The following is a 26212-nucleotide window of genomic DNA, read 5'->3' on the forward strand; positions in this document are numbered from 1 at the left end:
TACATCCCGCTTCATTCGACTGCTGTGTGATCAGCAATGCGAGCGGGTTGATGGTCGTGCATGAAATGGTAATATCCGAAACGTTCGGAGCTTACCAGCTTATTATTTTTTAAAAGTGTATTGCTTTATTTTAAGTGGTTAGCCAGCTCTACTAGCTTGACGGTTTGCTGTTCGCCAGTCGCCATATGCTTGAGCGCGATTTCGCCGTTTGCCAGCTCGTCATCGCCCAGAATGGCGGTATAGCGCGCTTCCAGACGGTCAGCCGATTTCATCTGAGCTTTCATTTTACGTCCCAGATAATCGCGTTCTGCCGCAAAACCTAGTGTACGCAGCTTGAAAAGCTGCTTGACGGTTTCTTTCTCAGCTGCTTCACCGAGTGCGATTAGATATACATCCAGCGGCTTGCTTGCAGGTACATCGACGCCCTGACTTTCCAAAATCAGTTGTAGACGCTCTAAGCCGATACCGAAGCCGATACCAGGTTGTTCCGGTCCACCTACTTCAGAGACGAGCTTGTTATACCGTCCACCGCCGCCGATAGTGTCGATAGCACCGATGCCCTGTGCTTTGTATTCAAACGCAGTGTGCGTATAATAATCCAGTCCGCGCACCAATCGTTCGTTAACGGTGTAGTCAATATCCATCGCTGTCAGGTAATCCTGTACATGCTGGAAATACGTACGGCTGTCTTCATCCAGACTATCCAGAATGGAAGGTGCGCCGACGAATTTGTCCTGATCCACTTTGCAGTCCAGTACACGCATCGGATTACGTCCCATTCGCTGCTGACAATCTTTGCACAGCGTTTCTTTCATCGGACGTAGGAAGCCAAGCAATGCTTCATTGTAAGCGGCGCGCGTCTCGGATGTTCCGACGGAGTTAATCTCCACTGTGACATCCTTCAAGCCCAATTCTTTGAAAAATTCCAATCCCAGTGCGATTACTTCAACATCAATCGCCGGATCGACCGAACCGAACGCTTCTACGCCAAACTGGTGGAATTGACGATACCGTCCAGCTTGTGGACGCTCGTATCGGAACATCGGTCCCATGTAATACAGCTTCGTTACGTCCGGCAATCCGTATAACTTGTTCTCTGCATAGGCGCGTACCACACCAGCCGTCCCTTCTGGACGAAGGGTCATGCTACGACCACCCTTGTCTTCAAAGGTGTACATTTCCTTCTGCACCACATCCGTCGTTTCGCCTACACCGCGCTGGAACAGCTCAGTTTGCTCAAACAACGGTGTACGAATCTCACGGTAATTGAATCGTCTGCACAGCTCTCTTGCTTTTTCTTCGACATACTGCCATTTCTCCACAGTGCCCGGCAGAAAATCCTGCGTGCCTGTCGGTTTTTGAAACGCCATAATTGCTCCTCCTTCAATCAGCTGAAGACCAGTGACTGTTTATGATGACTTTTTATTTTTGAGAACACAAAAAGCCCCACGTCACTGTTTTCACTTGCAAAACAGGGACGAGGGACTGGATATACCATTCACCCGTGGTGCCACCCACATTTCGAATGCTGCCGTGATCCGGCGTACGACTGATATGTTGCGCCATATGCCATTAGCAGATGACTACATATACAGCGGTTGTCTGATGAATCAAGCCGTTTCATCCATCCACATTCGCTTCATTAAAAGCGGTTAACGCCCGCTGACTACGCACAAAGTTACTTGGATTCCAAAAGCGGTATCCGCAATGAAGTCAAATCGACTATTCATCCGGCGATATCCAGCATATGCTTGTATACCGTTGCCTGCTTTTCCATCTTTCACTTTCTGTTCTCGGGGAGGTCTTTTCGCACCGTCGTCCAGGGATTCCTTGCAGCCTAAGGGAATGCCTCTCTTTTTCCAAAATGGAACTGTTCGTTGTCGGTGGTACTTTTCCCGTCCATGAATCGATCATACAGTTTTGCCTAACATATAGTATACCATCTGGCAGCTGTTCAAGCACTACTTTCCTGCTTTCTGTTACGAGACAGCTCCATGTTATATTTACCGATTGTAATGAAGTACTGTAGTAAAGTCAATACTTTTCAGACAAAGAAAAAACCTGCGGCAACGGGCCGCAGGCCAACAAGTATGTTAAAAGGGGGTCATGGGTTCATTATAGATGGTGTTTGTTAAGAGAAGATGTTTCCTATATTACAGTTTCATTACAATAGGTATAACATGCATGGTCAGATGATCCAAAGCCCTTGTTTATCAATGGTTTTAACAAGTCTTCAAGTAGCAGTCATATACTAGAAGCATCTCTTTGTCTCTCAAACAAAATAAAAAGCCCGATAGTATATACCGGGCTTTTCGTCGTTTATATTGTATACGTATATGATCCTGTAGATGCACATTCTGCAAAACGGAAGACTATTCTAATACTTCCACGAATGCATTGTTCGTGCGCAGCTTCTCTACCACTGCTTCTACATCCGCTTCCATCACAGTAGCAGATAATACATATTTCAGATCGTCATAATCTTTGTCGGTTGCACTGAACGCACTCCAACCATCCGCATCGTTGCGACGGTTTGCTGTATCGTCGTCAGTAACCTCATTGCGTTTGCCATCTTCATCAATAATAGCTGTTGGCGGTACAACCGTGCCTGGACCAACACCAGCAGATACGCCGGACGCTGTGCCGCCGCCTGCCGCTCCACCCGCGTTTAACGGAACAAGCGGAACGAGAACGCGGCTGCCTTGGCTAATTTGCTTATCAAGGCGTCCAACTTCTAGATTTTTGACATTAAAAGTTTGTAAAGACGTTTGTGCACCCTGTGCCTGATCTTCGGTACGGAAATAAGCCTGAATATGCTGGGTCATTATAATAACCTCCTCGCTAATGTACAGGTCGTCGTTCAGAAGACCTGTCAAAATAGGCTTGAACTAGGCGTTACATGTTGAGAATTACAATACTTTCAGCAGTTCGCGTACGAATGCGGGCTCGTCTTTTGGTGTGCGGGATGTAATATAGTTGCCATCTACAATCGCTTCACCATCTTGGAAGTTAGCACCAGCGTTCACCATGTCTACTTTCAATGGTGGATATGATGTAATGGTACGACCTTTCAGCAGATCAGCACTTGCCAGAATTTGTGGACCGTGGCAGATCGCTCCGATCGTTTTGTTGGCTTGACTGATTTCGGTCACGAAATTCAGTACATTCGGATCAAGACGCAGATTTTCGGGAGAAGAACCGCCCGGAATGACCAGCGCGTCATAATCGGAAGCTTGCACCTCGCTGATTGCTTTTTCGATTGTATATTCAGCTTTGCCATTTTTGCCAGTTACTTTCTCGCCTTTTTCCAGACCGATAATGTCTGCCTGATGACCGGCTTTGGTCAGTTCGTCGTAGGGAACCTGCATTTCAGTATCCTCAAATTCATTTGCCAACAGAAAAGCGATTTTACTCATGATGTGTATTCTCCCTTCATTGCTAGTGAATGATGTTCATATCTATACAGAAATGGACTTTGCGGTTCACGGAATTGCGCAGTGATGTTGCAGTCGTGGTGAGTGGAACCGCAAAGATGTTTTCGGTTTGTTATTACCCGGTTATAGACCGAATATAACAGAAGAATGGTAGATTCAAAGGTGAGAATTTGGGTACTTATTTACGCTTTTACAGGCACAATATTGCCATAATTGCATGAACATCGTGGATACTCTATTTATTCTGCTCTGGCTGGACTATCGACGATCAATGTTACCGGTCCCCAGTTAGTCAATGCCACGTCCATATCGGCGCCGAAGATGCCGGTTTCCACGGTTACTCCCTGACGACGAAGCGCCTCATTGAATGCTTCATACACAGGAACCGCCTGTTCCGGTCGTGCTGCATCAATAAAGCTAGGGCGTCTTCCTTTGCGGCAATCGCCGTATAGCGTAAATTGCGATACCGACAGCACTTGTCCGCCAATATCGCTAATACCGAGATTCATTTTGCCCTGTTCATCTTCAAAAATACGAATACTGGCTACCTTGCCCGCCAAATATTCGGCGTCTTCTACGGTATCTCCATGTGTGACACCAACTAGCACCATCAGTCCTTTGCCAATCTGACCGACAATCTCCTCGTTCACGGTTACGGATGCGTGCTTGCAGCGTTGAATAACAACTCTCATATGTAAGTCTCCTTTTACGATGATATCTAACATACACGACAATGTTGATCCAGCTTAGTTGGTCTATCCTATAGGTGAATAATATGACTAAAACTATCATACTCTTTTGAAAATGAAAAGCAGCCGACTCCGCGATACTACGGAATTGGCTGCTTTCATTTGACACCATTGCAATTACAGATTGTTTGACTATTCACAGACAGCGTCTTGTACACAATGACGACATCACTTATTGCATAATCCGGTGCACCGTATATACATCTTGCACGCGTTTGATCTTATCGACGACAGATTGTAGATGATCGGTATTGCGGATCATGATGGTCATGTGAATCATCGCCATTTTATTTTTGTCCGAGCGTCCAGAGACGGCGGAAATATTCGTTTTGCTCTCGGCTACCGTTTGCAGCACTTCGTTCAGCAGTCCGCGACGGTCGTGACCAGTGATCTCGATATCCACGTTGTAGTTCGCTTCTACCGCATCTTCCCACTCTACTTCAATCACACGAGCTGCTTCACTATTATCGCTCACATCCGGCACGTTCGTGCAGTCGCTGCGGTGAACAGATACACCGCGACCACGCGTAACATAACCGACAATATCGTCACCAGGCACGGGATTACAGCAGCGTGCAAAGCGCACGAGCAGATTGTCAACGCCTTTGATGCTCACGCCATGTGTTGGACGGCGTTTTTGCTCCGGTGCAGCGGTTTTGACTTCTTTAACCTGTGAAGACAATTCGATAATACTCGATTCTTCCTGCTCCCGGCGTAACTTTTCCGTCAGTCGTGTACAGATTTGTGCAGCCGTAATACCGCTAAATCCGATCGCTGCCAGCATATCCTCTACATCGTGGAATGCAAACTTCTTGCCGACTTCCAGCAGTTTGTCATCGGTCAGCCAGACAGAAGGTTCGAGGTTCAAGCGCTTCATCTCACGTTCGAGCGCTTCACGACCTTTTTGTACATTTTCCTCACGTTTTTCCTTTTTGTACCACTGCTTGATTTTGCTGCGCGCATGGGAAGACTGAGCGATCTTCAGCCAGTCCTGACTTGGTCCATACGAATGCTTGGATGTCAAAATCTCGATAATATCGCCTGTTTTCAGACGATGATCCAGCGGTACAATCCGTCCGTTCACCTTCGCGCCAATCGTACGGTTGCCGACCTCGGTATGAATGCGATACGCAAAATCAAGCGGTACCGAACCATTTGGCAACTCGATCACTTCACCTTTTGGCGTAAATACAAACACCAGATCGGAGAAAAAGTCCATTTTCAGCGACTCCACAAACTCGGACGCATCCTGAGCTTCATGTTGCAGCTCCAGAATTTCTTTGAAAAACGGCACTTTATTTTCCATTACGCCGCCATTGGAGCCGCCTTCTTTGTATGCCCAGTGAGCAGCGATACCGAACTCAGCTGTACGGTGCATATCCCACGTACGAATCTGTACTTCCGTCGGCTCACCATTCGGTCCGACTACGGTTGTGTGCAGCGATTGGTACATATTCGGCTTCGGCATAGCGATATAATCTTTGAATCGACCCGGCATCGGTTTCCACAATGTATGAATAATCCCGAGTGTGGCGTAACAATCTTTGATATTGTCAACGATAATACGAATCGCCAGCAGATCGTAGATTTCGTTAAATTGCTTGTTTTTGTTCGTCATCTTCTGATAAACGCTATAAATATGCTTTGGACGACCAGACAGATCGGCGTCAATGCCCATTTCCTTGAGTTTCTCGTGAATACGGTCAATGACGTTATCGATATACTGCTCACGTTCAGCGCGTTTTTTGTGCATCAGATTGGCGATGCGGTAGTATTGCTGCGGATTCAAATAGCGGAGTGCAATGTCCTCCATCTCCCATTTGATCGCGGAAATACCGAGACGATGCGCGACCGGACAGAAAATCTCCAGCGTTTCATAAGCGATACGGCGCTGACTTTCTTCGGACTGGTATTTCAAGGTACGCATATTGTGCAGACGGTCTGCCAGTTTAATAACGATAACCCGAATATCCTGAGCCATCGCGATAAACATTTTGCGGTAGTTCTCGTTCTGCTGTTCTTCTTTGGAGCGGAATTTGATCCGTTCCAGCTTGGTCAGACCATCAACCAGCATCGCACAGGTGTCGCCGAAACGGCTGCGGATTTCTTCAAGGGATACGGTCGTATCTTCAACAACATCATGCAGCAGCGCGGCGATGATCGAGATGGTGTCCATCTCCATGCCCACAACAATATCTGCAACTGCCAGTGGATGCAAAATATAAGGTTCTCCGGATTTGCGTACTTGACCGTGGTGAGCCTGCTCGGCAAACTCATACGCCTCATTGACGCGCTCCAGATCCTTTGGTTTTATATAGGCGGACGCCTTTTCGAGTAATCGCTCTATGCCCATGGAATCGTTGTCGTATCCTTTCTATTTGCAAAATAACATGCACGCCCTACTGGTACAGCCGGACGCAGCATGTAACACATTGGATTGTATATGAAAATGTTGACGTTTGTATGGAATCTTTTTCATGATACCAAACTCAAAATGGAACCTGTTCAGCAGTAAACACGGCGGCAGGTTCTCAAAAGAGGTTTCCCCTAATTATGCCTCTTGCACCTAACGGCGTCAACCGTTATACATGAAGGGTTTGTAAAGATTCCATACAGTCCCGCTGTCGACCTTTCGATTGCAAAGTATCCACATCCCTAACAAACAACGCGAAAATCTGTATTGAAAAAACCGGGCAAACTCATTAAGCTATTAAGGATGCAAATACGCACGTGCATAATGTACATATCAATCGACCTTTAAGGAGTGAAATGAGTGCAGCGTGAAATTCAAGTAAATGAAAAATTGTCGTTCGGACCGGGACTGCTGCTCAGTTTGCAGCATCTTTTTGCTATGTTCGGAAGTACGGTGCTTGTACCGAATCTGTTCAAAGTCGATCCCGGCATGATTTTGCTAATGAACGGTATTGGCACCCTGCTGTATATTTGGATCTGTCGCGGTAAAATTCCCGCTTATCTCGGTTCCAGCTTTGCCTTTATCGCACCGGTTACGCTTGTCTTGACCAAATACGGTTACGATGATACCGGCTATTCACTGGCACTTGGTGCTTTTATCGTGACTGGCGTCATCTTCCTGCTCGTTGCCCTGCTCGTCAAATATGCAGGTACTAGCTGGATTGATATTGTATTCCCGCCCGCAGCGATGGGTGCAATTGTCGCATTGATCGGATTGGAGTTGATTCCGGTTGCTGCACAGATGGCAGGCTTTATCGCTCCATCCGGTGTAGATGCAACTACATGGACACCGGATGGTCGAGTCATTACGTTGTCGCTCGTCACCCTTGGCGTGACACTGATCGGCGCCGTTACCTTCCGCGGCTTTCCCAAAATTATTCATATTCTAATCGGTATTGTCGTCGGGTATGTACTGGCATTCCCGCTCGGTCTGGCAGATACAACGCGAATTACCGAAGCGAGTCTGATCCAGCTGCCGCATATTACAACACCTACATTTAACTGGTCGGTCATTCTGACGATCATTCCTGTGGCCCTGGTCGTTATCGTAGAACATGTCGGTCATCTACTCGTTACCAGCAATATCGTTGGCAAAAACTTGTCCAAAGACCCCGGCTTGCATCGCTCGCTCATGGGTAACGGTATTTCGACCATTATTTCCGGGTTTGTCGGCTCGACACCAAATACGACATACGGTGAAAATATCGGCGTTATGGCATTAACCCGCGTGTATTCTGTATATGTAATCGGTGGCGCGGCGGTTATCGCAATTGTATTGTCGTTCTCTGGTACGTTTACTGGCGCAGTCTCTGCTATCCCAACACCGGTTATGGGCGGCGTATCACTACTGCTGTTTGGCGTCATCGCCGCATCTGGTCTGCGCATTCTGGTTGAACAAAAGGTCGATTATTCCAAAGCGCAAAATATGCTGCTCACTACCGTTGTACTGATTACCGGTCTGAGTGGTGCAACCGTAACATTCGGTACGGTACAGCTTAAAGGTATGGCGCTGGCAACAATCGTCGGCATTCTGCTCAGTCTGTTCTTCCGCATCTTACACGTCACCGGCTTATCCAACGACAAAAATGATGAAGCACCACCTGCGAAGATTCCAGACTGATTCCTCCCGATCAATACACAACATGAATATACAAAAAAGGACTGTTCCGTTACGGAGCAGTCCTTTTTTGCTATCGATGCCAAATAGACTAACATTTCATTTGCATTCCCTTTTATATTCGGCGGATATAATTTCCTGTCGATTGTGCATGTCCCAGTAGGATATCTTGGTTGTTCAAACCATCCTCAGCAAGTCATTTTCTTATAATACGATCTTGCATGTTACTCTCGTATTGCCTACCTGCGCTGCCGAACCAGTGCCGGTCGGCTAGACGTGTTATAGGAAAATAATTTGCTTGCTCTGTAATGCCCATGAATATTGATGATTTATTTGTTTGCTTTGTGAAGCCGGAAAATGCGCGACACGCCTTTGTAAATGAATTTCGACTCTTTGGTTAATAGCGGTCCGAGAATCGCCAGAATGAGTACATAGATCGCGGCAAATGGTTGTAGAATACCCGATAGCGCTCCAGCAGCACCCAGATTCGCCACAATAATGGAGAATTCGCCACGCGACATAATCGTCAGACCGACATTGGACGATGCTTGCGGAGACAGATTGGCGGTTTTGCCTGCCATCATACCTGCTGTATAGTTACCGATCATCGTAACGATCACTGCGCCAATTGCCAGCCATACCGCATTGCCACCCAGTGACAGTGGATCAATCGTCAAGCCGAAGCTGAAGAAGAACAAGGCGCCAAAGAAATCACGGAACGGTAAAATAATCTTTTCAATTCGATGCATATGCGACGTTTCTGCCAGTACCAGACCGACCAGCAGCGCACCGATTGCTTCGGCAACGTGGATCGTCTCGGAGAAACCAGCGATCAGGAACAATGCAGCAAAGATCACGCACATAAAGATTTCGTTTGACTGAATATTGAGCGCTTTATTAAGCAGCGGAACCGCCTTACGCCCGACAATCAGAATCAACAGCATATATCCAAGTGCAATTGCTGCCGACAACAGAATGCCACCAATTGATGTTGCACCGCTAAGCAGCAAACCAGACAGTACGGACAGATACACTGCAAGGAAGACATCCTCGAACATAATAATGCCCAGAATCATCTCGGTTTCTGGATTGGCTGTCCGCTTGAGATCGACCAGCACCTTCGCCACAATCGCACTAGATGAGATGGTAGTGATACCGGCGATAACAAGCACTTCTTTTAGATCAAAGCCTGTCAGGAAGCCGTACAGCAGCCCCAGCGTAAAGTTAATACCAATATAGATCGTTCCGCCAATCGCAATGGAACGTCCTGCCTTTACCAGCCGTCCGACCGAGAATTCGAGTCCCAGATAGAACAGCAGGAAAATCACACCGATCTTGCCCATGAACTCAATCAGCTCTGCGCTCTGGATAAACCGGAAGTCCACAATACCGAATACCGGCGCATGCGGTCCAACCGCCATCCCTGCCAGAATGTAAAAGGGAACGACCGAGAATCGCAACTTGGTTGCCAGCAATCCTGCCAGCGCGACCAATAGCACAGCAATACCGATCTCGAATACAATGTAATCCATTAGCCGCTCCCCCTTTCAAGCAGCTCTTTCAACGCCGTGATGCCATTACGCTCACCAGCAATGACGAGTGTAGTGCCTTGTTGCAGTACATATTCCGGTCCCGGAATAATACGCTGCTCCTGCGCGCCGATACCTGCGATAATGACAGCGCCCGTTTGCTCGCGGATGGACAACTCGCCAATCGTTTTGCCGATGCAATGTGTGTCATTTTTGAGCTTGTACCATTCGATGCTCAATTTTGAAATGGACAGCTCCGCCTTTTCCAGTGCGCTTGGTTGATAGCTCATACCACCGATAATGCTCGCCAGCTGACGTGCCTCATGATCGTTGAGCGTCATCACTAGCTCATGATCGTCTGGACTAGATACCGGATTGCGGTATACTTCACGCTTGCCATCCTCATGCACAACGATTGCCACCTGATCACGGTCGTCTGTTTCCACTACAAATTTCCTTCCAATACCGGGCAAGTCCGTTTCACGAATAATCGCCATACTTCCCCCTCCTTTTTCTCTAAAGTTGAACATACTGACACATGAAAATGCTTGCATATAAACAGCATGCCTCTTTACCTAATACGCAATACATCCAAGCAGGTTTCAAGAAAACGTTCATTTTCGACCGATTTTGTGCAAAAAAGACCAAAAAACCCGATTTCGTCTACAACGACGACAAAATCGGGTTTTTATGAACATGCACCAAATGGATATTATTACCATTATAAAACAAGAAAATCTTTGCGGTATCTGGTTTGCTTTATCCCGATACTGCAATACATATTCTTTGTTGTAATTAGAACGGATATTGCGTAAGTGTGAATACCTCGATATCTGGCAGTTTTTCGCGTCCGTTCAGATCCTGCAACTCGATCATGAATGCTGCACCAACTACATTACCGCCCACTTCACGGATCAAGTTGACACAAGTCGCAATCGTACCGCCAGTTGCCAGCAGATCATCAGCGATCAGTACGTTTTGACCCGGCTGAATTGCATCAACGTGCATTGCCAGTACATCTTTACCGTATTCCAGCGCGTATTCTGCTTGAATTGTTTTGTATGGCAGTTTGCCTGTTTTACGGATCGGGATGAAACCTACACCAAGAGCATAAGCCAGCGGCGCGCCTACAACAAAGCCGCGTGCTTCCGGTCCAGCGATCACATCAATTTTCAGGTCTTTCAGCATGACTTTCAGTTCGTCGATGGACTGTTTGTAAGCCTCGCCGTTTTGCAGCAGTGTTGTAATATCTTTGAAGCTGATTCCGGGCTGCGGAAAATCGGGAATCACACGAATATGCTCTTTAAAATCCAAAAAAATCTCCTCCTAAAATTAGCGTTTATGATACGCCTTGCATACGGGAAATCATCCATGAAGTCAATTGCGGCAGATCACTTTCACATAACATATATTCCATCTCAGCCAGCTCGCCAAGCTCCCGGTACAGCTGTGAGCTATGCAGCGGACGTTTCGCCGGAGCCTGATTCATCTGTATGGTGCCATTGTGGCGAATGATGAACTCCAGCTCCTCGAACACATCCAGCATCATCTGTACCATGCGTACCGAGCTGGACGTTTTTTGACTCAGGTAAGGAACAAGCTTACTCTCGTCCGACATATGCTGACTGCTTTTGGAAAGCCAGCCGTAGATCAGCTTGAAGATGTCGCGATCGGGAATTTGCAGGCGTTCCTGCTGGTTCGGTCGGTCATGCAGCAAAATGATATTTTCCAGCGATGTGAATGTGGCAAATATATGATCCAATTGCTGAATATGCGCCGGTAATGATAACAGACATAATGTGCGTATGGCTTCTGCCCCATGCTGTATGGAGACATGATTGCAAGCCGCAATATCAACCTGTCTATCATAACCCCAAAGGGATACATCAGACAATTGGCTTTTTAAAGTTTCAGCACGTTTTTCATCGCAAAGGACACCAAGTTGCCCACTTTCTACCGCCATATAACGCGACCATTTGCTACGAATATGATGCAAATTGCGATCCCATTGCCCTGATCCGCGCCGATCCCAGATTTGTAAGCCCGGTACGGCGAGATCCTGTACCATCAACTGTGGTTTACGATTGCCGCGCCATTCGTTGATGCTTGTCTCAGCGAGTATATCGATCACATCGCCCTCGCTGAGCAGTTCCGCCAATTCCCCTTTCCCAAAAGCAACGCCTTCGATCATGCTGCCATCCTGCTCAACGACCAGCCGGAGATGATCCAGTGTTTTACCGATCGCTTTTGCCTGCGAAATGGTAGCGCCGCGCAGCACGATTTTGGGCAACGGATTGGACATACCAAACGGGGCAAGTCGATCTAGTTCCTCCACCGCTGCCAGTGTCAGTTGATCAATGTGACCTTCGTAGTCGGCTTGCGTTTGCGGAATCAAGTCTTCTTCGGTCAACAGGGTAGCGGCACGGTCATTCAGTTTACGGCGAAAGGCATCCAGCTGATCCCTATGTAAGCTCATACCGGCAGCCGACGGATGTCCACCAAAGTGATCCAGCACATCTTCACAATCCAGCAGCGCACGATATATGTCATAGCCTGCAATCGAACGAGCAGAGCCTTTGCTCATACCGGTTTCAGGATCGATTCCCAGCACAATGGTTGGGCGATAATACCGATCCAGCAGCTTCGAGGCGACGATACCGACAACGCCGGGATTCCAGCCTTCGCCCGCTACGACGATCACATCGGGAACACCATGCGGATACTGATCCTTTTCGCTTTCCAGCATGACGATTGCTTCCTGCACCATCCGATTGACCAGCTCCTGCCGAGACTTGTTGAGTTGATCCAGTTCAAAGGAAATACGATCCGCCAGACTCATATTTTCCGTCGTCAGCAGTTCGACCGCCCGACTCGCATGCTCCATCCGTCCACTGGCATTAATACGTGGCGCCATAGCAAAGGCGATACTCGTTGCAGTCATTTGCGCAGGATCGATGGCGGCGATATTCATCAGCGCTCGTACACCGGGAAACGAACTGTTTTTCATATGCTCGACACCGATACGTACCATCATCCGATTCTCATCTTCCAGAGGCATTAGGTCAGCTACCGTACCGATCGATACGATCTCCAGCCATGCTTCCGGCACGTTCTCCATACCAAGTAATGCCTGAGCGAGCTTGTAAGCGACGCCTACGCCTGCCAATCCTTTGAACGGATAGTTACAATAGGGTAGCTTCGGATTGACCAGTGCGACCGCCTGCGGCAATTCAGCTGGCGGTTCATGGTGATCCGTAACGACCACATCGATCCCCAGCGCATTCGCATGAGCAATCTGCTCTACCGCACTAATCCCGGTATCTACCGTTACGATCAGGGTTACGCCTTGTGCATGTGCCTGATCCAGCGCATGATTATGAAGCCCGTAGCCTTCTTTGGAGCGATGCGGAATATACATGTCAAAATCAGCATGCAGATGGCGCAGCAACTGGATCATGAGCGATGTGCTAGATACACCGTCTGCATCATAATCGCCATAAATCCAGATTTTCTCACTGCGTTCCAATGCCAATCGAATACGATCAACTGCTTCCTGCATACCTGCCAGCAGAAAAGGATCATGGCTCGCCGTACGACTGCCTTCCAGAAATGCTTCCGCCTCTGGCACAGTCGTATACCCCCGACCGCTTAATAAGGCTGCGGTCAGTGGCGCAATGCCAAGCTCCATGCTGAGCTGCTGGGCAGCCTGCTGATCCGGCGTAGTCACATTCCAGTGATATTGTGAATGAATCATGATGTTGTTCCTCCTTCAGTGAAGCATTCCGTCGCCCGAGCGTCCTTCGCTACGGTTCCAATCATAGTTGGACTTGTACGGATAACCGCCATTGTACGGGACAACCTGTACATGGACATGACTAACATGGGTGAACCGGGTTAATAGTAGATTTTTGGCATAATCGGCAATCTCAGCAGCTGCCTGCACGGTAATCTGCGGATTAACGCCGATGATCAGTTGAATATGCACACCATCTTCCTGCTCCTGTGCTTGCAACTGTTCGACAGTGATCACGCCCTGTACGCGCTGTACCGTCTCCATATAGTCGCTGGCATCCTGTTGCTCCATCGTATGTACCAATCGACCGTAGATCGACTGACGAGCCAGTACATACCCCTGACGCCATAAGATCATACTGACAATCAGTGCCGAGATCGGCTGTACGTAATACAGTCGGTCTTGTTGCAGCTCCAATGCGGCAATCGTACCGAGTAATCCTGCAAGCACGACAATAGAGCAGTACAGCGAATAGCGATGAGTATCTACCATTTCCGTTAATGTCGTATGGTTCAACTTGCTCACATATCGATAACGGTACCGAAAGATTCCTTCATTGACTGCCATCGCCAAAAAGACAAGCACAATCGCAAACGGTTTCGGCTCTGCCATTTCATCTGCCATTATATCGCGAATCGCTGAGATTCCGATTTCCAGACCACCTAGCAATAGCAACACTGTCATCACCATATTGGCAAATGGAATACCGCTACTTCCATTTCCCGACGATACATCGACTGCCTGTGCTCTGCGCGTTCGACGACCATCCTGCCGAAAGACACGATCCGTCAGCTGACGTGCTGTTGCCGCAGCTGTATATAACGCATCCCCGATCAACGCCTTGTTCATCGCGAGATATCCTGTGATTCCTTTGACAATTGCCAGCGTTAATCCAGTCAGCATCGATGTCCAGAATACCTTTTCCTGTTGCCGGATAAACTTGTTCTCCATTGCATTCCTCCTAAGACGAAAGGAAGCCGCGTCAATAGCTGGACGCGGCTTCAACAGTTGAAAGCTTACAGGGTTACGCCGGTTTCGACGCTTTTTTTACTTTTGGCTTTTGTTTGTTTTTCAGTACTAGCCAGAGCGGGCTCGCGATAAAGATCGAGGAGTACGCACCGAATGCCAGACCGATCATCATTGCCAGCGAGAACATGCGAATCGACTCACTACCCATAATGAACAGGAACAGACACGCAATAAATACGGTCAATACTGTGTTCAGGGAACGGGTCATCGTCTGAGAAATACTCCGGTTGACGATGGTCGCCACATCGCTGCCTTTTTTCTGTTTCGAGAAACGTAGATTTTCACGGATACGGTCAAAGATAACGATCGTATCGTTCAGTGAGTAACCAATAATGGTCAGTACCGCTGTAATAAAGGTCAGATCGACTTCCAAGCGGAAGATTGAGAAGACCGAGATGACGAGAAACGCATCATGCAGCAATGCTACAACGGATGCAACCGCAAACCGCCATTCAAAACGAATCGTTACGTAAATGATAATACCGATACTGGCAAGCAGTACGGCATAGATCGCGTTACGCTCCAACTCTTTGGCAATTGCCGGATCAACGGTATTGACTTCAAAGGAAGCCCCGCTATCCAGTTGCTTGGTGAATGCTTCTTTCAGCTGATTTTCCTGCGTATCGGTCAATACCGTTTCGAAGCGGATCGACATTTTGCCGCCGCTACCGATATTGATGCTTGGATCATTAGAAAAATTCAGTTTATCGACCACAGGCTGAACTTCTGCCTCTGTCAATTGCTTGGTCAATGTAATATCCACATTGGAACCGGAACGGAAGTCAACGCCATAATTTAAACCGAGCGTTGCCAGTGAAATAATACCGGCAATGGTCACAATAATGGAAAATGTGTAGAAATACTTGCTCAGCTTAACAAAATCATAATTCCATTTAAAGCGCATTTCGTTCACTCTCCTTTACGCCGAAATACTCCGGTTTGTTGATCAGTCTTCCCTTAACAAGCAGGGACAACAGATAACGGGAGAAGAACAAGTTACTTGCAATACTTACGATAATGTTAAAGATCAGAACGAGGGCAAAACCACGTACTGCGCCTGTACCCAGACCGAACATAACCGCGGCTGCGATAATCGTAGTCAACTGGGCATCCATAACCGTACCAAAGGAACTGCGGCTACCGGATTTGAATGCGGATTGGATGCTCTTGCCGTTAATGATCTCATCCTTGATCCGTTCAAACGTAATAATGTTGGCATCGACGGCCATCCCGACCCCGAGTATGAAGGCGGCAATACCTGGCAATGTCAATGTGAAATCACCTGCGATAAAGATCATCAATGTCAGCCAGATGTACACGATGATACAGAAACCGGAGATCAAACCTGGTACACGGTAAACAAGAACCATGAATAACAGGATCACGATCGACGCAGCAATACCTGCACGCAGCGTATCAGTCAACGATTGCTGACCGAGCGAAGCGCCAACACTTTGGGAATACACTTCGGTCAGCTTCAACGGCAATGCGCCCAGATTGATCTGGTCTTTGAGCTGCTGTGCTTCCTGAGTGGTGTAATCACCAGAAATGCTTGCTGTACCACCTGTCAGTTCTGCACGTACAACCGGTGCAGACAACAGCGTATCATTCAAGAAAATCGCCAGCGGCTGATTGATCAGACGTTTGGTAATTTCGGCAAATTTGCTTGCATCTTTTACCTGAATGGTGATCTCAGGTTGGTTCAACTGGTTGTAGACAACCGATGCGCCATTTTCCTTGAAATCATCACCTTGCAGTTCCACCTTACAGTATACTTTCAATGGATCTTCATTGGCATAAGTATCGGACGTTGCAGATGAAGTAGCAGCGCCAGTGCTAGGCGTCACTTCTACTGCTGGTGTCGATTCCGCACTCTGTGTCGTTACCGTGTTGCTGTCGGAATTGCTCTTGCTGTCTGCAGATCCGCTTGATTTGCTTGTTGTGTTGCTGCTTTTTTCCGTGGACGACGACTTGTCCGAGGATTGTTGGCTGGACGTATCGGTCGAGCATCCAGACATACTGCGGAACGTCAACTCTGCCGGCTCCTTCATCGTCTGGCGAACGGTTGCTTCATCCGTTACACCGGCGATCCGAAGGCGAATCCGGTCGGTTCCCTCCGTCGTAATCTCGGGCTCACTTGTACCGAGCGCATTCGCGCGTTGCTCCAGACTTTTCGCAGTCTGAATCAGGGATTCCCTGGTGACTGCTTCCCCTTGCGTGGTTGGCGTAGCCTGATACAAAATCTCAAAACCGCCTTTAAGATCCAATCCCAAACGGATGTCTTTAAATAGCGGGGTCGTTGCGCCGATGATGCCAGCTACGACCAGTATGACGACTACGAAACTGATGACTCTTTTCATCCCGTATGTGGTTCCCCTTTCATTCTCAATATTCCTATTATATCGGTGACACAAATGACAGTCAATTTACCGGTGGTCGACAAAACAAACAAGCTGATGCCAGTAAAACACCGGTCCCAGCTTCCCATTGGTCCAATGAATTTGCTTATCCTGATGTGAACAAAATCTTACAATTGCCGATCGTTTCATCCACGACCGATATCCGTCACGTTTCCCCCTTACCGTACGGCATCACCATTTTTCCGCTTCTTTGTACGAGGACATTGTGAGATAGTGCATCAGCTGATTGGGCTTCATCGACAAAATATCGTTGACCAGCGCATACAACCGTGGCATTCCCTGCTTTTCATACTTGCTGTTCAGGCAATCCCATAATTCCTCGGAAGTAATCTGCTCGTAACCCAGCATTTTGAACTCATCGATTTTGCTCTGGCACAGCGATTCGATCAGCTCCGTCAACTCCGCATTGCTCAATTCATCCATGTCCACCAGCTACCTTCCTGTAATAAGCTTCAAAATCATGTTCTTGTTCACATTGACCGTTGCCGGGGTATATCCCTGCCAGCACACCATACACCCTGTACCTTTCGGCAAGGAAATGGCGAATTCCTGCTATTGTTCATAAACTTTACATATAAAAATGAGGAATTCGCAGATTGCGATTACCAAAGCGTTATAAGCTATACAAACTAGTCGACTCCATAACTCTCTTTTGCCACATAAGAACATAAACCTTTTACGGAATAAGCACATATCCTACATACAGAGAAGCAATAAGCAGTGAGAATAGCGTCAATGGCAAGCCAATTCTTAAAAATTCCAAATATCGCAGTCGCTGATTGTCGCGTTCAGCCATTGAGGCTGCAATTAGACCAGCTGCCGAGCTTAACAAAGTGCCACTACCTCCGATGCCTGCACCAAGCGCTAGCGCCCACCAGATCGGATGAAGCACACCAGCTGATTCTGCATCCATCTGGATACCTGTTTCCTGCACCAGCGGAATCATTACAGCGATCCACGGCATATGATCCATTGCCATCGACAACAATCCAGTCATCCATAGCAAAATAAGTGCAATCCACGCCATACTGCCATTCGTCAACTCAATGAGTGCAGTCGCTCCCGTCGTGATCCAACCAGATTGCACCAATCCACCAGCAATAATGAATAACCCGGCGAAAAAGAGCAATGGCTCCCATTCCAGCTGTTTCAGCATCGTCCCTGTTCGAATACCCGCCAGCTGCCCAATCAGCAGCATAACAACTGCACCAGCCGCTGCAATCCAGCCCGGTTTCCATCCAAGAGCAGGAGCGATCATCAACAATATGATCGTTAAAATAAAGATTACCAGTACCGCTTCACGGCTACCACGTCGTACCGTCTGCTGTACATCTTGCGGATCTGTGATATTCCACTTCTCCGGTTGTAGCAAGAGCGGCTGAAAACGTAGACTTTTATAATAAACAAGCCAGATGCACAGCACTTGAATACAGAGCAGCACCCCAATAATCGGACCAAGCACCTGAATGAATGCCATAAAAGTTAGCTGCGGATTGGCAGTACCGATCCACATATTGCTTGTCTGACCGATAAGCGTCGCAGTTGCCGCAGTATTGCTGATCAGCACCGCTCCGATTAGAAAAGGAGCAGCCGGCAAACGGCATTCTTTGGCAATGGATAACAGCATAGGTACGAGCAGCAGCATCGTCGATACGGAATCCAGCAATGCCGAACAGATCGCTGTTAGCACCATCAGCCCAATAAACATCCATGCCGGACGTCCACCGCTACGTCGCAGCACAAGCACTGTTAAGACACGAATCCAACCGCTACGCCCCAGCACTGCTGATATGATCATCATTCCAGTCCAGAGCAGTAACATATCCCAGTTTATATACGTGAATACATGATTCCAGCCCGCAATACCGAGCAGAAGAAACAGCACTGCCGCCACAATGGCAATCAACGTCCGATTTAATTGATCCGTCATCCATACCGCGTACGCTATTAGAAATAATAAAATCGCCACCGTAGGCTGCCAGCTCATCATCGTTTCTGTCATCTGCATACAATCATCCTTTCCACTATGTATACACATCATAAGCAAAACAAAAGGACCTCGCCGAGGCGCAGGTCCGCTTATCTGTTACATCATCATGTAGTACGTTACTGAACGCATGTCAGTTCTTACTTTGTCATGCGTGCCAAAGATTCCAATAGATTTCACTTATACTTTAGCAGCTGGAACCGTCGTTTCTTTTACTGTAGAATGACTGATTGCTGAACGGTCAAACGTCAGCTTCGTTACATCATTCACACGCAGAACAACGATATCGTCTGTAATTTCCACGATTGTTCCGTGCAGTCCGCCGATCGTTACGACTTTGTCGCCTTTGGACAGCGTATTCAGCATTTGATTACGTTGCTTTTGCTTTTTTTGCTGAGGACGGATCAGCAGGAAGTAGAATACAACAAACATCAATACGAATGGCAGAATCGCTCCTACCAGATTACCTGTACCGCCAGTCGAAGCAGCTAAGTTAAACATGGTATTTCCCCCTTATTAAAATATAAACCGGAAGCCGGTTGTTCGGCACCCGTTGTGTTTCCATTGTCATCGCTTACTTTGCTCATAAGCATACGTCTTTATTAAAAGCCTTTGTCATTATCATGCAATCCGTACTGAGTGAAGAACTCGTCGCGGAAATCCAACAGACGATCATCCATGATCGCCTGACGCACATTGCGCATCAGATTCAGCAGGAAATGCAGATTGTGGTACGTAGTCAGACGCAGACCGAATGTCTCGTCCGCCTTGATTAGATGGCGCAGATACGCGCGTGAATAATTCTGGCATGTATAACAATCACAGTTCGGGTCCAGTGGACCAAAATCGCGCGCATACTTTGCATTACGAACTACAACACGACCTTCGCTTGTCATCGTCGTACCGTTACGAGCGATTCGGGTAGGTAATACACAGTCGAACATATCAACACCACGAATCGAACCTTCGATCAACGCATCCGGTGAGCCCACGCCCATCAGATAACGAGGCTTGTTAGTCGGCAAAAATGGCACTGTAAAGTCCAGAGCCTGATACATCAAATGCTTCGGCTCCCCAACGCTCAGTCCACCAATAGCATACCCCGGGAAATCCATCGAAGTCAAATCAAGTGCACTCTGCTTGCGCAGGTCTTCATGCATACCACCCTGCACAATTGCGAACAGCCCTTGATCATGCGAACGATTATGACTTTCTAGGCAGCGTTCTGCCCAGCGCGTCGTACGTTCCAGCGATTGTTTAACGTATTTGTACTCTGCCGGATATGGCGGGCACTCGTCAAACGCCATCATAATATCAGAACCGAGCGCATTTTGAATTTCCATTGCCACTTCTGGTGATAAGAACAGCTTATCTCCATTCAGATGAGAGCGGAAATGTACGCCTTCTTCAGTGATTTTACGCATTTCGCTCAAGCTAAATACTTGAAACCCGCCGCTATCCGTCAGAATTGGACGATCCCAGTTCATGAATTTGTGCAATCCACCCGCTTCATGGATCAGATCATGACCCGGACGCAAGAACAGATGATACGTATTACTCAAAATAATATGCGCATCCATCTGCTTCAATTCTTCGGGACTCATCGTTTTGACGGTCGCCTGTGTACCGACTGGCATAAATGCAGGCGTTTCGATCACGCCATGCGGCGTGTGCACGCGACCAAGACGCGCGCCAGACTGTTTACACGTTTTAATATGTTCGTAACGAATAGGTGATGACATAATGTGTATTCTCTTCTTTCTGCATTCAAGATTTCGTATATCAATGACATTGATTTTGCTGCTTCCATTTAGCGTTATAGCTATGATCTATGCAATCTGTCGCTATGTTGAACCCAAATGGTCTGATAGCAGTCCCATCCTGCCTACTGCTTTATTTAACATGTTCATAAGCTACAATGGACTTCATTCTTCATATAGCTACTCGTAGCTGCTCGTGCTATCGAACGGCTACATCGTACCTGTCTTTCCGTTCAAAGCGCCCATGGTTCGCGATTTCTACAAGAGCACAAAAAACAAGGCGGCACCGACATTTTATTATACCGGAGCCACCCTGTTTCGCACAAGCTATGTTTATCTGAATATATCGATTTCTATAGCAATGTCACTATCGCGTTCTACAACTTCTTTCGACTGCGATGATAGACAAGGAATTAATAAATAAACATCGCGTCGCCAAAGCTGAAGAACCGATATTCTCGCTCAATCGCCTCGTGATACGCCGCCATAATATGATCTCGTCCTGCCAATGCGCTCACCAGCATCACCAGCGTCGACTTAGGCAAATGGAAATTCGTAATCATCGCATCCACCAGACCAAACGTATGACCTGGATAAATGAAAATCTGTGTCCAGCCGCTTGTCGCTTCCAGCGGTTGACCCGCAAAGTCGCGTGCGACTGTCTCCAGCGTACGTGCTGACGTCGTACCAACGGCTACAATACGTCCGCCGCGCGCTTTCGTTTTATTGATCAGAGTCGCTGTTTCTGCAGGCAGAGAATAATACTCCTCATGCATCACATGATCTTCTACTGTCTCCACACTCATCGGACGGAATGTTCCCAATCCAACATGTAGCGTCACGAAGCCTACCGATACACCTTTGGCACGAATTTGATCCAACAGCTCTGTCGTAAAGTGAAGCCCTGCTGTCGGAGCAGCAGCCGAGCCTTCATTTTTGGCATATACCGTCTGGTAACGCTCACGGTCATCCAGCGTTTCCTTAATATATGGAGGCAGCGGCATTTCGCCAAGTCGATCCAGAATCTCTTGGAAAATTCCTTGATACCGGAACGATAATACACGCATTCCCATATCGCCTTCTTCTTCGATCACCGCTTCCAGCTCATCACTGAAATGAATAACAGCGCCAGGCTTGATCTTTTTACCCGGTTTCACTAGCGCTTCCCAGCGATCACCCTCCAATTGTGTCAGCAGCAAAATCTCTGCTTTGGCACCGGTATCCTTTTTCGTCCCAAACAATCGAGCCGGAATGACACGCGTATCGTTCAGAATGAGCGTATCGCCCTCGTGCAAGTAATTCAAAATATCGCCAAAATGCTCATGCCGAGTCTCACCGCTTTGTTTATTCAGCGTGAGCAAGCGTGATGCCGTTCGGTCTTGCAGCGGCACCTGTGCAATTAGTCGTTCTGGTAATTCAAAATCATATACATCCACTTTCATTGTTCATTTATCCCTTCACTATGTCTACATCATGATAATAATGTTGCAAAATGTCTTTGTAATTCGATCCTTTGTCTGCCATGCCTTTGGCACCCCATTGCGACATGCCCAATCCGTGTCCATTGCCTTTACCGGTAAATAAGAACCCGCCTGCTTCTGTCACACGTGCGTTGCCATCACCATTCATAATGACAGTGCTTGATGTACCTGTTCCTTGACCGGAAGCACCTAGCAGTACTGTTCCTGCGGCACTTAGCTCATCTTGTGAGTTACCGGAGCCAATGACCGTATATTTATCCGTACTGACCACATCGAACAATGTGCTGGGTAAGCCGTTCAACGCGGAACGGAACACATCAGGATATTTAACAGCAACTACATTGCCATTGACCTTGATCTCGGTTACACGACCGGATGGACCGCGTTCGGTAATTTGAATCGAAGTGATCGTTGAAGGCAGACTGGACGTCGTTTTCCCTTTCAATGTTGCCACCAGTTGTGCCGACGTATATGGTCCTCTGATCCATTGATAACTGTTCGATTCCGGCACTACTTCCAATACAGTTGCTGCATCACCTGGATTGAGCTGGGCAACCGCCTGTACATTGCTCTGTACGACAGGCATTTTGCGAACATTCGTATTTTTGGTAGTTACCGTCATTTGATCCAAACCGGCATCAGTTTTGTCACCAGTCAGTTTGACATTGTCCTCGCGCACATAACCAGAATTTCCGTTGTCCAGTAGTACATGATACCACTTTTTCAACGAAGCCTGTGCTGCTTCATCTGCTTGCGAATCGACACTAACGAATACATCGCCACCACCGTTCCATACTTCCGAACTGTCTGCGCTGGCACCGCCCGCATTGGCAGAGAAGATCGTTTCGACCAGCTTGCCGTTTTTCATCACCACTTCGCCGTCCGTCGCATCAACAGCCGCAATGATCCGCTTATCTTCGGCACCTACGCCATTATAAGCCTGACTTAGCGTCGTATCAACCACATCGGCAATTTTAAATTTAGAGCCCTGTTCTTGAAAACGAGCATAACTGCGTGCTGCTACTGCTTGTGCTTTGAGCGCTTCTGCTGGCCATGAAGCCGAAACTTCACCACCAACAACCGAATACAAATATTCTTCCATCGGCAACACATTAATCCAAGCGAGTTGCCCATTGTAATTACTCAATTCAAAATCCCCACGATACGTGCGTGCAGAGCGTTCCGTTACTTGAGTACCGGAATCATTACCTTTGACCGTTAATACTGCACTATTGCCACTTAGCATATAATGATCGACCGGTGAAGGACTGGTTACACTGGACGTTACATTTTCGCGCATTATTAGCGCTGGTGCTGAACCGGATACCGTCGTTAAAGGAGCAGATGGCAAAGCGGCAGCAGCCGTTACTTTTAACTGTGCCAATCCAGTACTGTTGGCTTCTTCACCGATCCAGACTTGATACGAACTGCTGCCAGTCAACACGAGAAACGCATCCAATCCCGCATTTTGCGCTGTACTTAGCACTGTTTGCGCTTCTGCTGAACTGGCATAATTGCCTGCCGATAGATGCATATTTCCTTTCACTGCTGGTGTCTGTGTGCCAAGCAACGACTTGGCTGTCTGCGATACCCGTGTTGTCGCCGTCGTTGCTGCCGCCTCTGAAGCGTACATGCCAGTGTACAACTGATACACCGTGCTGCCGCCTTTCGAAGTAGCAAATACAATCGGCTTGTCGCTTGTTGGCTGCAATAGCTTGATCCCTGCCGCCGCTGTATCAAAGCTAGTCGTTTCCAGAACCTTTACCCGGTAGCCATCAATACCAAAGCTCGCCTGTCCGCCAATATCTGCCCACGAACGAAAACTTCCGCCGCTGTTCACCCCTACCTGCAAATCCCCAGCGGACTTCACATTAACAACCGGCACGATAGAAGAATACGTACTGCCACCATTAAAAAACAACCCGACCCGCACATCCTCCTCAAACGTCGCCGCTTGTGTATGCGGAACGTTGGACAGAAAAATAGCTGCAGCGGTCATAACCGCAACTGCCGCTGTACCGATTTTTTTGCCCATCTTCTTTTTCGCTGTTGCTGATAATAGCGGTCGATACGAACATATATTGTGATCCTGTAGTTGTTTTTTCATTACCATCTTCCTTCCCCTTGTCCTCCATTAGATTTCATTAGTTCTCATTTCTCTCATTAGCTCTCATTAGCTCTCATTAGCTCTCATTAGCTCTCATTTCTCTCATTAGCTCTCATTAGCTCTCATTAGCTCTCATTATAAACATAATTCTATCCGATCTTCATCCATAATGGATTCAACACATTCATCCAACCATGTAAAAAGTCCCAATATTCATTATACGCACATTTCCGCCAAATGACTTGGTGTCTTTTAAAATTGTTATCAATCAAAAAAACCTTCAAGAATATATCCTCATTTCGCAATAAGGATTTCCTATTCTTGAAGGCATTTCTAATACAGTACATGAACGAAAAGCAAATTCAATTATCTACCTTTCAAATCCTCTGGCATCGGAATCCCCAGATGACTATAAGCTTTCGGCGTTACAACACGACCACGCGGCGTCCGTTGCAAAAAACCCAACTGCAACAAATACGGCTCATACACATCCTCAATCGTTTGCCCTTCTTCACCAATCGTCGCCGCAATCGTATCCAAACCAACCGGACCACCGCGGAAGCTATGAATCATCGCTTCTAACATCTTATGATCGATCTGGTCCAAACCACAAGGATCAACCTGTAGCATATTCAGCGACTCCTCAGCAATCTCCGGCGTAATGATACCATCGCCTCGTACCTGCGCATAATCACGTACCCGCTTGAGCAGACGATTCGCAATCCGCGGCGTCCCTCGTCCACGAAGTGCAATCTCTTGTGCCGCATCGCCCAGAATCTCAATTCCGAGAATATCAGCACCACGGCTAACGATAAAAGTTAATTCATCCACCGTATAAAATTCCAATCGACTAACGACACCAAACCGATCACGAAGCGGTGCAGACAGCAACCCTGCTCTTGTCGTTGCCCCGATAAGCGTAAATGGCGGCAAATCCAGTCGCACCGACCGTGCACTCGGACCTTTACCAATCATAATATCAAGCGCTGAATCTTCCATCGCCGGATACAACACTTCCTCTACCGAACGATTTAGTCGATGAATCTCATCAATAAACAGCACATCGCCATCCTGCAAATTAGTCAGTAGCGCCGCTAGATCGCCCGGACGTTCAATCGCTGGACCGGAAGTCGTACGCAAATTAACGCCCAGCTCGTTCGCAATAATATTCGCTAACGTCGTTTTACCGAGTCCCGGTGGACCATACAACAGTACATGATCCAACGCCTCACCACGCATTTTGGCTGCTTCGATGTAAATTTTCAAATTTTCCTTAACCCGGCCCTGTCCGATATATTCAGCAAGGTAACGGGGACGCAGACTGAGTTCCACCGCTTGATCTTCCATCATCAAGTTAGCCGATATAATGCGGTCATCCGTCATCTTTATCGCTCCCCTCTTCTTGCCTTACGCAAGCTCATTTATCTATTCCATCATGAATTGAGCATAGCACAACTCAAATATACTTATGCAATCACAGGTGATCATCGAAACACCCGTATACATTACACGAATAAACCAAATCATGCAGCAAATCTATCTAGCATATAACTAATATCATATAATACGTCTGTACCATGTATAATATGTCTATGCAATATATAGTACGTCTATTCAACATATAATCAAATGCAATCATCCAGTACGCCCAACTAGAACATAACCAAGCATGATTATGTCAATATATAATTACATGAAATCATTTAATATACTTATTCCAGCATAAATTCCAGCACAAAACCAAACGTAATCGTGCACTACACCTATCTAGTACAAAAACTTAATGCATTCATGTAGTAACCCATCAGACACACAATATAATACATCCACAGT

At 47.4% G+C, this 26212-nt stretch carries 20 protein-coding genes; 1 reads left to right on the plus strand and 19 read right to left on the minus strand.

The window, feature by feature from the left end; translation table 11 throughout:
* Positions 1 to 125 precede the first annotated feature (125 nt).
* The 5 genes from hisS to ACDE64_RS17995 form a co-directional block, all read right to left on the minus strand.
* Positions 126 to 1370 (minus strand): histidine--tRNA ligase, encoded by a 1245-nt coding sequence (gene hisS / locus ACDE64_RS17975; protein WP_411347758.1) that lies wholly within the window; start codon positions 1368 to 1370, stop codon positions 126 to 128.
* Positions 1371 to 2372: 1002 nt separating this feature from the next.
* Positions 2373 to 2825, minus strand: a complete 453-nt coding sequence (locus ACDE64_RS17980) for a hypothetical protein (RefSeq protein WP_411343479.1) — start codon at positions 2823 to 2825, stop codon at positions 2373 to 2375.
* Between the two features lie 84 nt (positions 2826 to 2909).
* The gene (locus tag ACDE64_RS17985) at positions 2910 to 3416 is read right to left on the minus strand and encodes a type 1 glutamine amidotransferase domain-containing protein (RefSeq protein WP_411343480.1); all 507 of its coding nucleotides are present in this window, start codon (positions 3414 to 3416) and stop codon (positions 2910 to 2912) included.
* A gap of 257 nt (positions 3417 to 3673) precedes the next feature.
* Complete coding sequence (dtd, locus tag ACDE64_RS17990; protein WP_411347759.1) at positions 3674 to 4126, minus strand: D-aminoacyl-tRNA deacylase; 453 nt, start codon at positions 4124 to 4126, stop codon at positions 3674 to 3676.
* Between the two features lie 229 nt (positions 4127 to 4355).
* Positions 4356 to 6536, minus strand: a complete 2181-nt coding sequence (locus ACDE64_RS17995; protein WP_411347760.1) for a RelA/SpoT family protein — start codon at positions 6534 to 6536, stop codon at positions 4356 to 4358.
* 420 nt (positions 6537 to 6956) lie between these two features.
* Here ACDE64_RS17995 and uraA point away from each other — a divergent pair, with 420 nt between their 5' ends.
* Positions 6957 to 8276, plus strand: a complete 1320-nt coding sequence (uraA, locus tag ACDE64_RS18000) for a uracil permease (RefSeq protein ID WP_411347761.1) — start codon at positions 6957 to 6959, stop codon at positions 8274 to 8276.
* Between the two features lie 326 nt (positions 8277 to 8602).
* Here uraA and ACDE64_RS18005 read toward each other — a convergent pair whose 3' ends face one another.
* The 14 genes from ACDE64_RS18005 to ruvB form a co-directional block, all read right to left on the minus strand.
* Complete coding sequence (locus ACDE64_RS18005; protein ID WP_411343484.1) at positions 8603 to 9805, minus strand: cation:proton antiporter; 1203 nt, start codon at positions 9803 to 9805, stop codon at positions 8603 to 8605.
* Positions 9805 to 10299: a cation:proton antiporter regulatory subunit gene (locus tag ACDE64_RS18010; RefSeq protein WP_411343485.1), complete on the minus strand. Its 495-nt coding sequence runs from the start codon at positions 10297 to 10299 to the stop codon at positions 9805 to 9807. The genes ACDE64_RS18005 and ACDE64_RS18010 overlap by 1 nt, the downstream gene beginning before the upstream one ends.
* Positions 10300 to 10597: 298 nt before the next feature.
* A complete protein-coding gene (locus tag ACDE64_RS18015) occupies positions 10598 to 11116 on the minus strand; it encodes an adenine phosphoribosyltransferase (protein WP_411343486.1) in 519 nt (172 codons plus the stop codon).
* A 25-nt stretch (positions 11117 to 11141) separates the two neighbouring features.
* Complete coding sequence (recJ, locus tag ACDE64_RS18020; protein WP_411347762.1) at positions 11142 to 13556, minus strand: single-stranded-DNA-specific exonuclease RecJ; 2415 nt, start codon at positions 13554 to 13556, stop codon at positions 11142 to 11144.
* A 15-nt stretch (positions 13557 to 13571) separates the two neighbouring features.
* Positions 13572 to 14546, minus strand: a complete 975-nt coding sequence (locus ACDE64_RS18025) for a cation diffusion facilitator family transporter (protein ID WP_411347763.1) — start codon at positions 14544 to 14546, stop codon at positions 13572 to 13574.
* Positions 14547 to 14619: 73 nt separating this feature from the next.
* Positions 14620 to 15528: a protein translocase subunit SecF gene (gene secF, locus ACDE64_RS18030; protein WP_411343489.1), complete on the minus strand. Its 909-nt coding sequence runs from the start codon at positions 15526 to 15528 to the stop codon at positions 14620 to 14622.
* Positions 15518 to 16984 carry a protein translocase subunit SecD gene (gene secD / locus ACDE64_RS18035; RefSeq protein WP_411347764.1) on the minus strand — a complete coding sequence of 489 codons (1467 nt, stop codon included), beginning with the start codon at positions 16982 to 16984 and terminating at the stop codon, positions 15518 to 15520. The genes secF and secD overlap by 11 nt, the downstream gene beginning before the upstream one ends.
* Before the next feature lie 231 nt (positions 16985 to 17215).
* Entirely contained in the window at positions 17216 to 17467 is a 252-nt protein-coding gene (locus ACDE64_RS18040; RefSeq protein ID WP_411346841.1) for a post-transcriptional regulator, read from the minus strand.
* A 253-nt stretch (positions 17468 to 17720) separates the two neighbouring features.
* Positions 17721 to 19052: an SLC13 family permease gene (locus ACDE64_RS18045; RefSeq protein WP_411347765.1), complete on the minus strand. Its 1332-nt coding sequence runs from the start codon at positions 19050 to 19052 to the stop codon at positions 17721 to 17723.
* Positions 19053 to 19211: 159 nt separating this feature from the next.
* Positions 19212 to 19532, minus strand: coding sequence for a preprotein translocase subunit YajC (gene yajC / locus ACDE64_RS18050; RefSeq protein WP_411343492.1), 321 nt, complete (start codon positions 19530 to 19532; stop codon positions 19212 to 19214).
* Between the two features lie 101 nt (positions 19533 to 19633).
* A complete protein-coding gene (gene tgt / locus ACDE64_RS18055) occupies positions 19634 to 20773 on the minus strand; it encodes a tRNA guanosine(34) transglycosylase Tgt (RefSeq protein WP_411347766.1) in 1140 nt (379 codons plus the stop codon).
* Positions 20774 to 21204: 431 nt separating this feature from the next.
* The gene (gene queA, locus ACDE64_RS18060; RefSeq protein ID WP_411347767.1) at positions 21205 to 22233 is read right to left on the minus strand and encodes a tRNA preQ1(34) S-adenosylmethionine ribosyltransferase-isomerase QueA; all 1029 of its coding nucleotides are present in this window, start codon (positions 22231 to 22233) and stop codon (positions 21205 to 21207) included.
* Positions 22234 to 22240: 7 nt separating this feature from the next.
* Positions 22241 to 24379: a SpoIID/LytB domain-containing protein gene (locus tag ACDE64_RS18065; protein ID WP_411347768.1), complete on the minus strand. Its 2139-nt coding sequence runs from the start codon at positions 24377 to 24379 to the stop codon at positions 22241 to 22243.
* A 366-nt stretch (positions 24380 to 24745) separates the two neighbouring features.
* Positions 24746 to 25762, minus strand: coding sequence for a Holliday junction branch migration DNA helicase RuvB (ruvB, locus tag ACDE64_RS18070; RefSeq protein ID WP_411343496.1), 1017 nt, complete (start codon positions 25760 to 25762; stop codon positions 24746 to 24748).
* Between the last annotated feature and the right edge of the window lie 450 nt (positions 25763 to 26212).

The sequence above is a fragment of the Paenibacillus sp. WLX2291 genome (genome assembly GCF_046603665.1).
GTDB lineage: Bacteria > Bacillota > Bacilli > Paenibacillales > Paenibacillaceae > Saccharibacillus.

Bases quoted from the DNA above. Each gene is read 5' to 3' on its own strand.
- secD (WP_411347764.1), bottom strand. From the start codon at position 16,984: ATGAAAAGAGTCATCAGTTTCGTAGTCGTCATACTGGTCGTAGCTGGC.
- ACDE64_RS18045 (WP_411347765.1), bottom strand. From the start codon at position 19,052: ATGCAGATGACAGAAACGATGATGAGCTGGCAGCCTACGGTGGCGATT.
- ruvB (WP_411343496.1), bottom strand. From the start codon at position 25,762: ATGACGGATGACCGCATTATATCGGCTAACTTGATGATGGAAGATCAA.
- yajC (WP_411343492.1), bottom strand. From the start codon at position 19,532: ATGTTTAACTTAGCTGCTTCGACTGGCGGTACAGGTAATCTGGTAGGA.
- secF (WP_411343489.1), bottom strand. From the start codon at position 15,528: ATGCGCTTTAAATGGAATTATGATTTTGTTAAGCTGAGCAAGTATTTC.
- ACDE64_RS18065 (WP_411347768.1), bottom strand. From the start codon at position 24,379: ATGAAAAAACAACTACAGGATCACAATATATGTTCGTATCGACCGCTA.
- hisS (WP_411347758.1), bottom strand. From the start codon at position 1,370: ATGGCGTTTCAAAAACCGACAGGCACGCAGGATTTTCTGCCGGGCACT.
- recJ (WP_411347762.1), bottom strand. From the start codon at position 13,556: ATGATTCATTCACAATATCACTGGAATGTGACTACGCCGGATCAGCAG.
- ACDE64_RS17985 (WP_411343480.1), bottom strand. From the start codon at position 3,416: ATGAGTAAAATCGCTTTTCTGTTGGCAAATGAATTTGAGGATACTGAA.
- ACDE64_RS18010 (WP_411343485.1), bottom strand. From the start codon at position 10,299: ATGGCGATTATTCGTGAAACGGACTTGCCCGGTATTGGAAGGAAATTT.
- tgt (WP_411347766.1), bottom strand. From the start codon at position 20,773: ATGTCATCACCTATTCGTTACGAACATATTAAAACGTGTAAACAGTCT.
- ACDE64_RS18040 (WP_411346841.1), bottom strand. From the start codon at position 17,467: ATGGATGAATTGAGCAATGCGGAGTTGACGGAGCTGATCGAATCGCTG.
- queA (WP_411347767.1), bottom strand. From the start codon at position 22,233: ATGAAAGTGGATGTATATGATTTTGAATTACCAGAACGACTAATTGCA.
- ACDE64_RS18025 (WP_411347763.1), bottom strand. From the start codon at position 14,546: ATGGAGAACAAGTTTATCCGGCAACAGGAAAAGGTATTCTGGACATCG.
- ACDE64_RS17980 (WP_411343479.1), bottom strand. From the start codon at position 2,825: ATGACCCAGCATATTCAGGCTTATTTCCGTACCGAAGATCAGGCACAG.
- dtd (WP_411347759.1), bottom strand. From the start codon at position 4,126: ATGAGAGTTGTTATTCAACGCTGCAAGCACGCATCCGTAACCGTGAAC.
- ACDE64_RS18005 (WP_411343484.1), bottom strand. From the start codon at position 9,805: ATGGATTACATTGTATTCGAGATCGGTATTGCTGTGCTATTGGTCGCG.
- ACDE64_RS17995 (WP_411347760.1), bottom strand. From the start codon at position 6,536: ATGGGCATAGAGCGATTACTCGAAAAGGCGTCCGCCTATATAAAACCA.